The organism is Ornithinimicrobium sp. F0845, assembly GCF_023015765.1.
Taxonomy (GTDB): domain Bacteria; phylum Actinomycetota; class Actinomycetes; order Actinomycetales; family Dermatophilaceae; genus Ornithinicoccus.
Genome location: NZ_JALKAL010000002.1, coordinates 257,322 through 272,373, shown reverse-complemented (window position 1 = coordinate 272,373; position 15,052 = coordinate 257,322). Strand labels below are relative to the sequence as shown.

Below are 15,052 nucleotides of genomic sequence, written 5' to 3'. Positions count from 1 at the left end.
TGTGTGTGGCTTCTGTTCCCGTGTGTGGGTTTTGACCCCGTAGAGGGACCAAAGGCCACACGCGGGCACGGAGTCCACACAGGGAGCTCGGGTTCGTGCACACGCGGGCACGGAGTCGACAGAGGGGGCTCGGGTTCGTGGCTGGCACGGAGTCCACACGGCTCCGCGTCTCAGCCACGCGCTGGGTGGCGCTGGTGGGTCCTCACCGTGCGCACGGTTGGGTGGGACGGGACCGTAGTCTGTGGGCGTGGCGGACTATGACCTCATCATCATCGGCACCGGCTCCGGCAACTCCCTGGTCACCGAGGACTTCGCGGACAAGAAGGTGGCCGTCGTCGAGCGCGGTGTTTTCGGTGGCACCTGTCTGAACGTGGGGTGCATCCCCACCAAGATGTTCGTCTACGCGGCGGAGGTCGCCACGACGATCCGCGAGGCGCATCGTTACGGCGTGGACGCCACGCTGGACGGCGTCCGCTGGGCCGACATCAGGGACAGGGTCTTCGGTCGGATCGATCCGATCTCCGACAGCGGCCGGGACTACCGGGTCAACGGCCCCAACACTGACGCGTACCTGGGCCACGCCACCTTCGTGGGCGACCGCGAGCTCGAGGTCGAGATCACCCAGCCGGGCGGGAAGCACACCGTCGGCGAGCGCCACCGGATCACCGGGGAGCAGGTTGTCATCGCAACCGGCAGCAGGGCGACGGTCCCCGGGGTGATCGAGGAGTCCGGCGTGCCCTTCCACACCTCTGACACGGTCATGCGGATGGAGGAGCTGCCGGAGTCCATGGCGATCGTCGGCGGGGGCGTGATCGGGGCCGAGTTCGCGCACGTGTTCTCCGCGCTCGGCGTGCGGGTCACTCACCTGCAGCGCAGCGAGCGGCTGCTGCACCACCGCCTGGACCGTGAGATCAGCCTCCTGTTCACCGAGCAGGCTCGGCAGCACTGGGACCTGCGGCTGAACACCGAGGTGACCGGAGCGACCCGCACCGACTCCGGCGTGCGCCTGGAGCTGAACCAGGGCGGCCCGCTCGACGTCGACGTGCTCCTGGTCGCCACGGGCCGGGTCCCCAACAGCGACGGCATGGGGCTGGACGTGGCAGGGGTGACTCTGCACCCCGACGGCCGGGTGGTCGCCGATGAGCACGGTCGGACCAGCGCCCCTGGAGTGTGGGCGCTCGGTGATGTGAGCGCGCCGGTGCAGCTCAAGCACCTGGCCAACCACGAGGCGCGGGTGGTGGCCCACAACCTGGTGCACCCCGAGGACCTGCGCAGCTTCGTGCACACCAATGTGCCGGCCGCCGTCTTCACCCACCCGCAGGTGGCCACCGTCGGCCTGACCGAGGAGCAGGCCCGGGAGGCCGGCCACGACGTCACCGTCAAGGTGCAGCGCTACGGGGACACCGCCTACGGCTGGGCGATGGAGGACACGACCGGTGTCGTCAAGCTGATCGGGGACGCCTCGACGGGTCTGGTGCTGGGGGCACACTTCATGGGCCCGCACGCCTCGACCCTCATCCAGACGGTCATCCACGCGATGGCCTTTGAGCAGCCGGCCCATGAGGTGGCCCGGGACCAGTTCTGGATCCATCCGGCCCTCGCGGAGGTCGTGGAGAACGCGCTGCTCGGGTTGTGAGACGGGCTCAGGTGCGATGTGTGGCTGCTCCGGGTGCCGGGGCGAGAAGCCTGGGAGAGCAGCCTGGGTGCGCACAAAGCGGTCTGTGGCGCAAGAGAACGTAGGATGGGCAGGCGGGGAACCGGAACGTGACCGGCCCCGTTGACCAGCCACGCGGCAGACCGCGCCGCGGACCCCGACCGACGGAGCACCCGACGATGACGTTCGACTTTCAGGTCAAGGACCTGTCCCTCGCGACCGCGGGGCGGCACCAGATCCGTCTGGCGGAGCACGAGATGCCCGGGCTGATGGCCCTGCGCGAGCGCTATGCCTCGACCCAGCCGCTGGCCGGTGCTCGGATCGCCGGGTCGCTGCACATGACGGTGCAGACGGCGGTGCTCATCGAGACCCTCGTCGCGCTCGGGGCCAAGGTCCGCTGGGCCTCCTGCAACATCTTCTCCACGCAGGACGAGGCCGCGGCGGCCGTCGTCGTGGGGACCGGCACCCCGGAGGACCCGCAGGGAGTCCCGGTGTTCGCCTGGAAGGGCGAGACGCTGGAGGAGTACTGGTGGTGCACCACCCAGATCCTCGACTGGCCCGGTGACGAGGGCCCCAACATGATCCTGGACGACGGCGGCGACGCGACGCTGCTGGTCCTCAAGGGCCGCCAGTGGGAGCGGGCCGGCGCCGTACCCACGGCGACCGAGGAGGACAGCGAGGAGTATGCCGTCATCCTGAACACGGTGCGGGCGACGCTGGAGTCCCAGCCGACCCGGTGGACCACGATCGCCGAGGGGATCCGTGGTGTCACGGAGGAGACCACCACCGGTGTCCACCGGCTCTACCAGCTGCACGAGACCGGCGACCTGCTGTTCCCGGCGATCAACGTCAACGACTCGGTCACCAAGTCCAAGTTCGACAACAAGTACGGCTGCCGACACAGCCTCATCGACGGCATCAACCGCGCAACCGACACGCTGATCGGCGGCAAGGTTGCCGTGGTCTGCGGCTTCGGCGACGTCGGCAAGGGCTGCGCCGAGGCGCTGGCCGGCCAGGGCGCACGGGTCATCGTCACCGAGATCGACCCGATCTGTGCGTTGCAGGCGGCCATGGAGGGCTATCAGGTCGCCCAGCTGGAGGACGTCGTCGGCATCGGCGACTTCTTCGTCACCACGACCGGGTGCTGCGACGTCATCCGCCCCGAGCACATGCTCGCGATGAAGGACAAGGCGATCGTCGGCAACATCGGCCACTTCGACAACGAGATCGACCTCGTGGGTCTGTCCCGGGTGCCGGGCGTGCGCAAGACCGAGATCAAGGCACAGGTGCACGAGTGGACCCTCCCGGCGCAGGAGGCCGACGGGGAGACCCCGGCCCGTGCCGAGCGGTCGATCATCGTGCTGTCCGAGGGCCGCCTGCTCAACCTGGGCAACGCCACGGGCCACCCCAGCTTCGTGATGTCCAACTCCTTCGCCAACCAGACGCTCGCCCAGATCGAGCTGTTCACCCGCCCCGATGAGTACCCCGTGGGCGTCCACGTCCTGCCCAAGCGGCTGGACGAGGAGGTGGCACGCCTGCACCTGGGCGCGCTGGGGGCGGACCTGACCGAGCTGACCAAGAAGCAGGCTGAGTACCTCGGCCTGGACGTCTCCGGCCCGTTCAAGCCGGAGCACTACCGCTACTGAGGTGAGAAGTTGAACGCACGCGTTTTGGTGGTCGATGACGACCAGGCCCTCGCCGAGATGCTCGGGATCGTGCTCCGCAAGGAGGGTCTCGAGGTGGCGCACTGCGCCGACGGTGGGCGGGCCGTCGCGCTCTTCCGCGAGTTCCGGCCCGACCTGGTCCTGCTCGACGTCATGCTGCCCACTCTCAACGGCGTGGAAGTATGCCGTCACCTGAGGGCGGAGTCCGGCGTCCCGATCGTGATGCTCACCGCACGCACCGACACCAAGGACGTCGTCGCCGGCCTGGAGGCCGGAGCCGACGACTATGTCGTCAAGCCGTTCAAGCCGCAGGAGCTGCTGGCCCGGATCCGGGCCCGCCTGCGGCGCAGTGACCGGCGCGAGCCGTCCCAGCTCAGCGTCGGCGACCTGGTCGTCGACGTCGCGGGCCACACCGTCAAGCGGGAGGGCGTGGAGCTGCCGCTGACGCCGCTCGAGTTCGACCTCCTCGTCGCGCTGGCCAGCCGACCCAACCACGTCTTCGACCGCGAGTCGCTGCTGGAGAAGGTCTGGGGCTACCGCCACGCCGGGGACACCCGTCTGGTCAACGTCCACGTCCAGCGGCTCCGGGCCAAGATCGAGAAGGACCCGGAGAATCCCCAGATCGTGCTGACCGTCCGTGGGGTCGGTTACAAGGCCGGGCCGGCCTGAGGACATGAGCACCCCCGCGCAGGGCGCCGGGGGAGTGGTCGCCTGGTGGCGCTCCTCCCTCCGGCTGCGGGTGATCATCACCACGATGCTGCTCGGCACCGTCGTGACGGTCCTCGTCGGCACCGCTCTGTTCGGACAGGTCGCCGAGGGGCTGGTCCGGCAGGCCGTGACGGCCGCGACGGCCGACGCCGCGCAGGAGGTCCGCAGCGTCCAGGCGTCGTTCGACGCGATGAGCCGCAGTGACGACAGCAGCCTGAACGCCACGGCGAACGACATCATCAAGGGCCAGGTCGCCTCGGCGGACCAGGCGCAGCGCCGCAGCGTGCTCACCCGCAGTCTCGGCAATGACCGCGACGCGCGGATCGCGACCCTGGCCTCCGACGACGTCGAGCCCGATGAGATCCCGGAGCAGCTGGTCGGCGCGCTCGAGGAGGACCCCCGCAACCAGCAGGTGATGGTGACCGATGTCGAGTTCAGCACCAGCGACCAGGCAGTCGCCTCGGTGATCGTCGGTGCCCGGGTGGACATCTCCCGGGCGGGGCCGCACAACCTTTACCTGATCTACCCGATGGAGCGGGAGCAGGCCACACTCGACCTGATCCGGCAGTGGTTCGCCGTTGGCGGACTGGCTCTGCTGATCCTCATGGGAGCCGTCGGGTGGGTCGCCTCCAGCATGGTCGCCAGCCCCGTCGGACAGGCCGCCCGGGTCAGCCAGCAGATGGCCCGAGGACATCTGGACGAACGGCTCCCGGTCCGCGGCTCGGACGAGCTGGACCAGCTCGCGATGGCGTTCAACACGATGGCCGACAGCATCCAGAGCCAGATCCGGCAGCTGGAGACCCTGTCGATGCTGCAGCAGCGGTTCGTCTCCGACGTGTCCCACGAGCTGCGCACCCCGCTGACCACGATCCAGATGGCCGGGGAGGTTCTCTACTCCGCACGGGATGACTTCTCCAGCCCGGTCGCCCGGTCCGCCGAGCTCCTCTACGAGGAGCTGGACCGGTTCGAGGACCTGCTGACCGAGCTGCTCGAGATCAGCCGCTACGACTCTGGCGCGGCCGACCTGGAGATCGACCGGGTCGACCTGGCCGGGGTCGTCACCCAGGTGCTCGAGGCGCTGACGGCGCTGTCCGCGCACACCGGCTCCGAGGTGCGGGTCCGGGTGCCGGACGAGCCCGTCCTCGTGGAGATGGACCAGCGGCGGGTCAGCCGCATCCTGCGCAACGTGATGGCCAACGCGCTCGACCACGGGGAGGGCAAGCCGGTGGACGTCATCCTGGAGGAACGGGAGCACTCGGTGGCGGTCACCATCCGGGACCACGGCGTCGGACTCACCGCGGAGGAGGCTGCCATGGTCTTCGACCGGTTCTGGCGCAGTGACCCGGCGCGCAACCGGACGACCGGCGGCACCGGGCTGGGGCTAGCGATCTCGCTCGAGGACGCCAAGCTGCACGGAGGCTACCTGCAGGTGGCCGGGGCCCCGGGCGAGGGAGCCGCCTTCCGGCTCGTGCTGCCCCGGAGACAGGACACGCCCATCGCGGACGAGCCCGGCCCGGTCCCGTTCCCGACCGACCCGGTCCCCACCGACTCGGGCCTCACCGACTCGGGCCTCACCGACTCGGGCCTCACCGACTCGGGCCCCACCGACTCGGGCCCCACCGACTCGGGCCCCACCGACTCGGGCCCGGCCGGGACCGACGCGGCCGCGACCCGCACCGAACCGCTGGAGAAGGCCGCGACGGCACGCGGCCGCGCCGGAAAGGAGTCCTCGACATGAGCGCCCGCCAGCTGATCACCCGCCAGTCGATGACCCGCCAGTCGATGACCCGCCAGTCGATGACCCGCCAGAGGAGCGCCCGCCGGCCGCTACGCACCCGCCTGCTCGTCGTCATACTGCCGGTGCTGCTCGCGCTGTCGGCCTGTGCCGGTCTGCCCACCAGCGACACCGTGCGCCCCGGCCTGCCCGTCCAGGGTGCCCCTGTCCAGAACGTGCAGGCCCTCCCGGTCGGACCGGAGGCCGATGCCTCGCCCGAGCAGATCGTGGACAGCTTCCTCCGGGCCAGCAGCAGCTTCGCCGACGACCACGAGGTGGCGCGGTCCTTCCTCACCGGTGATCTGGCGCGCCAGTGGCGTCCCACGAGCAGCGTGCTGATCTACGACGGGGAGCCGGAGCTGACCGCCACGGAGGAGGACGAGACCGTGGCGGCCCAGGTCAGCGTGCGTGGGTCGGTCGACCAGGACGGCTACCTCGTCGAGGTGCCCCGCGGCACGGAGCAGACCCACCGGTTCACCATGCAGCAGGTGGCTGGCGAGTGGCGCATCGCGGGCTTCCCCGAGGGTGGCGACGGGGTGTGGCTGTCGGAGACGGCGTTCGAGCAGCAGTACACCTCTGCCTCGATCAACTACGTGACGCCGGACACCGGCGTGTTCGTCCCCGACGTGCGGTGGTTCCCCCGCGGCGACGGGCTGGCCACCAGCCTGGCCACGGCCCAGATCGGCCGAGTCCCGGAGTACCTGGACGGTGCCGCGACCACCGGGATCTCCGAGAACCTGCAGCTGGTCGCCAGCGCCGTCCCGGTCGACCCGGCCACACAGACGGCGACGGTCGACCTCCGGGGTCTGGCCATCGGCAGCTCGCCCATGCAGCAGCGTGAGCTGCTGGCCCAGTTCACGCAGACCCTGCGGCAGGCCCCGGGAGTGAACAACGTGCTGGTGCGCAGCTCGGGGCGGCCGCTGGAGGTCGAGGGCGTGGAGAACCCGCTCTCTGACGTGGCGTCGACCGGGTTCGAGGCGGCGGAGTGGTCGGTGCCCTACGGACTGCTGCGCATCTCCGTGGAGCTCACACCGGTCATGCCCCACCACTACCAGCTGCAGGACAACCTCAGCATCGAGGATGACCTGCCGGACGTGCCGATCCGTTGGCAGCAGCTGGCGACCGACGAGAACGTCGAGGAGTTCGCCGGAGTGTCGGTGGACCGCGAGACGCTGTGGCGGTGGCGCAACGACGTCGACGTCGAGATGGAGGGGGTCGGCACCGGGCTGACCACGCCCTCCTTCGACCGCTCCGACGGGTTGTGGGTGGCGGGGCGGTCCACGACCGGCCCCCGGGTCTGGGTGATCTCCCGCAGCGAGAGCCTGAGCCAGGCGGTGGCCCGGCCGCTCGAGGCGCCGTGGTTGGACCCGGACCAGCAGGTGACCGAGTTCCGCCCCGCAGCCGACGACCGCCGGGCCCTGATCGTGCTGGAGGACATGGACACCGAGGAGGTGCAGATCGGCATCACCGGCATCGTGCGGGACCAGGACGGCAGGGCCACGGCGCTGACCGAGCCGTACTGGGTCGCGCCGACCCTGACCAGCGTCAGCTCGGCGGTCTGGTCCTCCCAGACCGAGCTGTTCGTGCTCGGGACGCAGGCCTCGGACACCTCGGACCGGCCATTCGTCGTGCACATCGGCGGGTGGCTCCAGCCCCTGCGGCTGGTCGCGCAGGCGACCGAGGTGCGCGCCGTGCCCTCTGACGAGGGTGCCGCCCGGATCGTGCTGAGCGAGCGGGGACGCATCTACACCCAGGACCGCAACGACTGGGGCATCGGACGCAATGGTGACGACGTCATCATCCCCGGCACCTGAGCGCTCGGGCGCATTCTGACCCCTCGCGGTCGTCTTCGAGCGTGCCCCGTATCCCCGAGCCGACTGCAGTCGGCTCGAAGAACGCGAGGGCGCTCGAAGACGCGCGCTGCGCGAGCGCCTTTCCCCGGCACCTGAGCGCTCGCTCGCTGGCGCCGATTGCGCCTCGCCCGTCCTCTCCGGAGTGGCCGGTCAGCTCCGTCCACCGCCCGTGCGCTGCGGGCGTGGCCGTCCACAGGCTCGGGGGAGAAGACCGTACGCGGTGGCCCGCGCCGCGAGACTGGACGGATGCCAGGTGGACTTCTCAACGGCCTGCGTGACGGACTGCTCGCTGCGGCGGGCGACCTGGTGCTGCCCACCCGTTGCGGCGGGTGCGACCGGCAGGGAATGCCCTGGTGCGCGGACTGCGGGCGCGCGCTGGCGGGCGCGCCTGCCCCGCACCGGTGGATGCCCACGCCGGCGCCACCCGGGCTGCCCGTGGTGTGGACGGCCCTGGCCTACCAGGGTGCCGTGCGGGCGGGCCTGGTCAACTGGAAAGACAACGGCCGCCGGGACCTGGCGCGGGTGCTGGCACCGCCGCTGACCGAGGCGCTGCTCGCGGCTCTGCTGGCGTGCCCGGACGGGAGGCCAGTGGTCCTCGTCCCGACCCCGTCGGCCCGGTCCAACGTCCGCCGGCGCGGCGACCGCCCGCTGCAGTCCCTGATCCGCCGGGCGCTTGCTGCCCTCCCGCCGGCGGACCGGCCGCGGGTCGTGCCCGCCCTGCGCCTCGCGCGGCGGGTGGCCGACCAGGCCGGGCTGGACAGCCAGGACCGGGCACGGAACCTGGCGGGCGCGATGACGGTGGCGCCCCGGTTCGTCCAGCAGGTTCGCGGCGGGTGCTGTGTCGTCGTCGACGACGTGATCACCACCGGGGCCACCCTGACGGAGGCTGCCCGCGCGCTGTCCGCGGCGGGGGCCACCGGCGTCCTGGCGGCGACGGTGGCAGCGACGCAACGACATACTGGCCCCGCCTCTCCCGTCGTGGCGACTGCCGAGGACCATCGTCTCGGCAGTGTTCCCCCGTTCCCGTTGACCGGCCCGGAGCAGCGTGTGGCCACGTTCGCGCCGCTGGGTGGTGGCGACACGGAGCCCCGACTTACTTTCCGCAGGGAACCGGGCTAGTGTCTGTTTATGGGAAGCCCCCAGCGCCTGACGGTCACCGCACGAGGTGACCACAAGCGTTGTGAGAGGCGACTGGGGAGCCGCCGCGAGGAGGTGGTGCCGGACGGGTAGAGGGCCGAGACAGCCCACGGTTCAGCACTGTTTAGCAGCTCGAGGAGGATCCTATGGAAATCACCGTGACCGGCCGGAAGAAGACGGTGTCCGACCGCTTCCGCCGCCACCTGGAGGAAAAGCTCGACAAGATCCCGCAGCTCGCGCCGCGGGTCTCCCGGACCGATGTGGTGCTCACGCACGAGAGCAACCCGCGGCAGTCCAAGGAGAGCGAGCGCGTGGAGATCACCTGCTACATCAAGCGGACCGTGGTCCGCGCCGAGGCCTGCGCCGACGAGGACTATGCCGCCCTCGACCTGGCGATGACCCGACTCCTGGAGCGCCTCCGCCGGTCCAACGACCGTCGCCGGATCAGTCACACCGGCAAGCACCGCAAGCCCTCCGTCGCCGAGGCGACGTTCGGGCTCCCGACCGACCCGCTGCCCACCAGCCTGCCGTCCGAGGACTCCGTCAACGGCGTGCCCGACGACCCGGAGGAGGCAGTGGCCCAGGCTCTGGGCACCGAGGGGAACAGCCCGATCGAGCTGCGCGAGAAGGTGCATGCCTCCGAGCCGATGTCCACCGGACAGGCCCTCAACGAGATGGAGCTCGTGGGCCACGACTTCTACCTCTTCCACGATGCCGACACCGACCAGCCGAGCGTCGTCTACCGCCGACGCGGCTGGTCCTACGGTGTGCTGCGGCTGGCGCCGTCCACCGACACCGAGCAGGAGCCCGCGGAAGCGCAGACCGCCGCTGTGGGGTGACCTGCGGCACTGACGTGTAGGCGAGGGTCCCGACTGTGTCGGGGCCCTCGTCTATGTTCGGCGTATGCGAGCTGAGCTGACGGCCGGACAGGCTCGACGGATCGCCCTGGCGGCCCAGGGCTTCACCGTTCCGCGGCCCGCAGTCCCCACCATGCGGCACGTGCAGCGCGTCATCGACCGGCTGCAGGTGATCCAGATCGACAGCGTCAACGTCGTGACGCGCAGCCAGTACCTCCCCTTCTTCTCTCGGCTCGGGCCCTACGACACGGCGCTGCTGGACCGTGCGCGGGACGGCACCGGCCCGCGCTCGCGCGCTCCACGCCGGCTGGTCGAGACGTGGGCGCACGTCGCGAGCCTGGTCCCGCCGGAGACCTGGCCCTACCTGGGGTTCCGCATGGCCACCGCGGACGACAACTCCTGGAGCCGACGCGTGGCGCGGGAGCACCCGGGGGTCCTGGAGACGGTGCGCGAGGTGGTCCGTGAGCAGGGACCCCTGACGGCCCGAGAGGTGGACGCCCTCGTGGAGCACGGCGAGGTCCGCACCCGTGAGAACTGGGGCTGGAACTGGTCGCTGGTCAAGGAGTGCCTGGAGCACCTGTTCTGGGGGGGCCAGATCGTCAGCTCGGGGCGCAACAGCCAGTTCGAGCGGCGGTATGCCGATCCCTCCTGGGTCCTTCCCCCAGACGTGCTGCTTCGCGCTCCCGGGCAGCCGGGGGCGCCGGACGAGTTCGAGTCTGGTGTCGAGCTGCTGCGACGCTCGGTCCGGGCGCACGGCATCGGCACCGCAGCGGACCTGCGCGACTACTTCCGGGTGAAGCAGTCGATGGCCGGTCCGGCCCTGGCGGAGCTGGTCCGGCTGGGGGAGGTAGAGGAGGTGACCGTCCGGGGCTGGGACCGACCGGCCTACCTCGACGCCGCGGCGCGGCGGCCCCGGTCGGTCCGCGCGCGGGCCCTGCTGAGTCCGTTCGACTCGCTGGTCTGGGAGCGGGCCCGCACCGAGCGGCTCTTCGACTTCCACTACCGGATCGAGATCTATGTGCCGGAGCCGAAGCGGGTCTTCGGCTACTACGTGCTGCCGTTCCTGCTGGGGGAGGAACTCGTGGCGAGGGTGGACGTCAAGGCTGACCGGGCTGCCGGCCGGCTGCTGGTCCGGCGGACGCACCTGGAGTCCGGGGCGCCGCCGAGGGCGGAAGCCGAGCTGAGGGAGGAGCTGGGTCAGTTGGCGACCTGGCTGGGTCTGGACCGCGTCGAGCGTGCCTGAGCGGGAACCCACGACCCACCCCGTGGCCCGGCCGTGCGCCACCGTGAGGGCACCCACCGTTCACCGACGACACGGCTCAAGGTCTTCCCAGGTGTCACTGCTGGCGGCTAGGGTCCGCCTCAGGCCCCATCATCCGGTGGCTCTTCCCGTGTCGGAACTGCGAAGGACAACACATGTCACGACTGACCAGACGGACCCGCGCGGTGCTTGCCGCGACGGCGTCCGTCGCCATTGCCGGGGCGCTCGCCCCAGGCGCTGCCACCGCGCTGACTCCGGGGGCCACTCGGGTCCCTGCTGCCCCCACCCCAGCGGCCGCTGCTCCCGCAGCCGCCGAGGACCTGTTCATCAGCGAGTATGTCGAGGGGTCCAGCAACAACAAAGCCATCGAGATCTATAACGGCACGAATGCCGCCGTCGACCTGCAAGCCGGGGGCTATGTCCTCCGGCTCTACTCCAACGGCAACTCCAGCTTCACCTCCATACCCCTCACCGGGACCATCGAGGCCGGTGGGGTTCACGTCATCGCTAACACCGGCCAGACTCTCATCCCGGTCATGGTGATCAACCAGACCTCGGGCGCCCTGTCGCACAATGGCGACGACACGTACGTGCTCGTGAAGGGCGAACCCGCCACAGTGGTCGACTCGTTCGGTGAGGTCGAGTTCGATCCAGGCTCGTCCTGGGGGACCCCGCCCACGATTACGGTTGATGCAACCCTCCGTCGACTCCCCACGATCTGCACCGGGGACACCATCACCGATGATGACTTCGACCCGGCGGTCGAGTGGGCCGGGTTCCCCCAGGACACCTTCAACGGGCTCGGGTTGCACTACGCGGAGTGCGGGGCGGTCGAGCCGCAGGCGCCGGTCATCAACGAGTTCTCAATCAGCACAACTGGCGTGGATGTTGAGTTCTACGAGGTCTACGGCGAGCCGGAGACCGACTACTCGCACCTGGCCATCCTGCAGGTGGAAGGGGACAGCAGTTCAGCGCTGGGTAACGTCGACACCGTTGACCCGTTGGGTTCGACCAATTCGCAAGGTTTCTGGTCTCTCAACCTCCCGTCAGACCGGGTCGAGAACGGCACCGTGACCCTGCTGCTGGTTGAGGGTTTCGCGGATCAGGTAGATCTTGACGCAGACAACGACGGTGTCCTCGACGACGACACCGGGCTGACTGTGCTGGACTCCGTCTCAGTGCACGACGGGGATGCGGGCGACGCCACCTACTCCGAGACGGTCCTCGGAGTCTCCTACGACGGGGCCGCCTTCGCCCCGGGCGGTGCGTCACGCATCCCGGACGGTGCCGACACCGACACCACTGCCGACTGGGTCCGCAACGACTTCAACCTCGCGGGCATCGGCGGGGAGGGCACGCCGGTCCCGGGGCAGGCCTGGAACACCCCAGGTGAGCCCAACGAGGTCTACGAGGAGGAGCCCCTGCCGCCGGGCGGTGAGTGCGGCGACCCCGCCACGCTGATCGGTGAGGTCCAGGGTGAGGGTGACGCCACTCCGATGCCGGGGCCGGTCACCATCGAGGGCATTGTCGTGGGTGACTTCCAGGACGGCGGGTTCAACGGCTTCTACGTGCAGGACGGTGGCGACGGCAACCCGGCGACCTCCGACGGCGTCTTCGTCTTCGCCCCCGGCGCCGCTGGCGTCGCGGTGGGCGACCAGGTCCGCGTCACCAGCACCGCCGGCGAGTTCGAGGGGCAGACCCAGATCAGCGGGTCGCCCACGATCCAGGTCTGCGCCGTGGGTGCCGAGCTCCCCGAGCCGACCGTCCTTGAGTTCCCGATGACGGACGCCGACAAGGAGGCCGTCGAGGGCATGTACGTCACCTTCCCAGCTGACCTGTCGATCCTGGAGTACTTCAACTACGGTCGCTTCGGCGAGGTTGTTGTTGGCACCGGGTTGGACACTGCGCGTCAGTTCCAGCCCACCGCGCTGGCCCCGCCGGCCTCCGCCGAGGCCATTGCGATCCGCGACCACAACGCGACACACGGGATCACGATCGATGACGGGTTGAGCTCGCAGAACCCGCCCTTCCTGCGCCACCCCGCCGGTGGACAGTTCACCCTGGAGCACACCTTCCGTGGCGGTGACACCATCACCGACCTGACCGGAGTGATGGACTACCGGTTCGATCTCTACCGTATTCAGCCCACCGAGGACGCCGTCTTCACCGAGGCCAATCCCCGCCCGACGGCGGTGCCGGACACGGGCGACAGCACCATGACGGTGGCCTCGTTCAACGTGCTGAACTACTTCACCACGTTCAACAGCCGTGGGGCGAACGATCAGGCAGAGTTTGATCGTCAGGAGGTCAAGATCGTGGCCGCCCTGGCCGAGCTGGACGCCGACGTCGTGGGTCTCATCGAGATCGAGAACAACAACGACCTCGCGGTGCAGACCCTGACCGCCGCGCTCAACGAGGCAATCGGCACGGACACCTACGACTACCTGGAGACCGGGACCATCGGGACGGACGAGATCACGACGGCCCTCATCTTCAAGCCGTCCACGGTCACCCCGGTCGGCGACTTCGCCACCCTGACGACCGTGGACGACCCGCGCTTCCTGGACGACAAGAACCGTCCGACCCTGGCGCAGACGTTCGAGGAGAACGCCACCGGCGAGCAGGTGACGGTGGCGGTCAACCACCTGAAGTCCAAGGGCTCAGACTGCCTCGACGTGGGAGACCCGACGGACCCGTGGGCGGGCAACTGCAACGGGGTGCGCACCGACGCCGCGGAGGCGATGGTCGACTGGCTGGCCGGTGACCCGACCGGCACCGGTGCCGAGAACACGCTGATCATCGGTGACCTGAACTCCTACGACAAGGAGGACCCGATCAACGTCTTCCTGGAGGCGGGCTACTCCGATCTGCTCCTGGACCACCAGGGCGAGCTCGAGTACTCCTACGTGTTCGACGGGCAGTTGGGCTACCTGGACTACGCAATGGCCAACGAGGCGCTGTCCGACAAGGTGACCAGCACGGAGGCGTGGAAGATCAACGCCGACGAGCCGAGCGTCCTGGACTACGACATGACGTTCAAGCCCGACGAGCAGGACGCACTGTTCGAGGAGAACGCCTTCCGGTCCTCCGACCACGATCCGGTCCTCGTGGGGCTGGCCCTGGCCGGGACGGTTGACCCGGTGGTCGTGGACCGCCTCGCGGGCGCCGATCGCTATGCGACCTCGGCGAACATCGCCGCTGAGTTCGGTGACGTCGGCACGGTCTACCTGGCCAGCGGTCAGCAGTTCCCGGACGCACTGACCGGCACCGCTCCTGCGGTCCGTGACGGAGCGCCGGTGCTGCTCACCAGGGCCAACGGGCTGCCCAACGCAGCCACGGCGGCCCTGGAGTCCCTCCAGCCGGAGCAGGTCTTCGTGCTCGGCGGGGAGGCGGCGGTCAGCGACGACGTGCTGGATGAGACGGCGGCACTCACCGGTGCCGCCGTGGTTCGGATCTCCGGGGTGGACCGGTACGCCACGGCGTCGGCACTGGCTCAGGCGCGCTTCACCGCAGCGGACGTCGACACTGTCTACGTCGCCTCCGGCCTGGAGTTCGCGGACTCGCTGGCCGCAGGGCCGCTCGCCGGTCTCGAGGACGATCCGATCGTTCTCACCAAGCCAGGTGACCTGCCGAACGCCACGATCGCCGCGATCGAGGCGCTCAACCCGGACCACATCGTGGTCCTGGGTGGGTCGGGCGCGATCAGTGACGATGTCGTGACGGAGCTGGAGGGTCACGCCACGACCGTCGAGCGGGTCCACGGCGAGGATCGCTACGGCACCGCCGCAGCAGTCGCCTCGCGCATCGCTCCGTCCGAGACCGTGTTCGTCGCCTCGGGCCAGGTCTTCCCGGATGCGCTCTCCGGGGCGGCACTGGCCGGGCTGGAGTCAAGCCCGCTGCTGCTCACCAAGCAGGACGAGCTGCCGCAGGTCACGGGCACCGCCCTGGTGGAGCGCGAGCCCAGCACGGTGACTCTGTTCGGTGGCACGGTGGCGATCGCGGAGGCGGTCCAGACCGCCATCGAGGCACTGTTCCTCCCGTAGCAGGCGCAGGACCTAGAGGGTGGGGCGTCACCGGCTGAGCCGGTGGCGCCCCACCTCGGTTTCCGAAGGAACCCCGTCGGCGATTAGCCTGTCCTTGAGGT

9 protein-coding genes are annotated in these 15,052 nt (G+C 69.9%); all 9 read left to right on the top strand.

Going from position 1 to position 15,052, the window contains the following annotated elements:
* The first annotated feature begins 247 nt into the window (after positions 1–247).
* The 9 genes from MWU75_RS04535 to MWU75_RS04495 all read left to right on the top strand — a co-directional run bounded on the left by MWU75_RS04535 (position 248) and on the right by MWU75_RS04495 (position 14,951).
* The gene (locus tag MWU75_RS04535; RefSeq protein ID WP_247088501.1) at positions 248–1,636 is read left to right on the top strand and encodes a mycothione reductase; all 1,389 of its coding nucleotides are present in this window, start codon (positions 248–250) and stop codon (positions 1,634–1,636) included.
* A gap of 197 nt (positions 1,637–1,833) precedes the next feature.
* Positions 1,834–3,300, top strand: coding sequence for an adenosylhomocysteinase (gene ahcY / locus MWU75_RS04530; RefSeq protein ID WP_247088500.1), 1,467 nt, complete (start codon positions 1,834–1,836; stop codon positions 3,298–3,300).
* A 9-nt stretch (positions 3,301–3,309) separates the two neighbouring features.
* Positions 3,310–3,987, top strand: a complete 678-nt coding sequence (gene mtrA, locus MWU75_RS04525) for an MtrAB system response regulator MtrA (RefSeq protein ID WP_281496798.1) — start codon at positions 3,310–3,312, stop codon at positions 3,985–3,987.
* 4 nt (positions 3,988–3,991) lie between these two features.
* Entirely contained in the window at positions 3,992–5,764 is a 1,773-nt protein-coding gene (gene mtrB / locus MWU75_RS04520; RefSeq protein WP_247088499.1) for an MtrAB system histidine kinase MtrB, read from the top strand.
* A complete protein-coding gene (locus tag MWU75_RS04515; protein WP_247088497.1) occupies positions 5,761–7,614 on the top strand; it encodes an LpqB family beta-propeller domain-containing protein in 1,854 nt (617 codons plus the stop codon). Before mtrB ends, MWU75_RS04515 begins: the two co-directional genes overlap by 4 nt.
* Positions 7,615–7,899: 285 nt before the next feature.
* On the top strand, positions 7,900–8,772 hold the full coding sequence (locus MWU75_RS04510) for a phosphoribosyltransferase family protein (protein WP_247088495.1): 873 nt from the start codon (positions 7,900–7,902) through the stop codon (positions 8,770–8,772).
* Positions 8,773–8,936: 164 nt separating this feature from the next.
* A complete protein-coding gene (gene raiA / locus MWU75_RS04505) occupies positions 8,937–9,629 on the top strand; it encodes a ribosome-associated translation inhibitor RaiA (RefSeq protein ID WP_247088493.1) in 693 nt (230 codons plus the stop codon).
* A gap of 64 nt (positions 9,630–9,693) precedes the next feature.
* Positions 9,694–10,890 carry a crosslink repair DNA glycosylase YcaQ family protein gene (locus MWU75_RS04500; RefSeq protein WP_247088491.1) on the top strand — a complete coding sequence of 399 codons (1,197 nt, stop codon included), beginning with the start codon at positions 9,694–9,696 and terminating at the stop codon, positions 10,888–10,890.
* A gap of 173 nt (positions 10,891–11,063) precedes the next feature.
* Positions 11,064–14,951, top strand: coding sequence for an ExeM/NucH family extracellular endonuclease (locus MWU75_RS04495; RefSeq protein WP_247088490.1), 3,888 nt, complete (start codon positions 11,064–11,066; stop codon positions 14,949–14,951).
* Positions 14,952–15,052 lie beyond the last annotated feature (101 nt).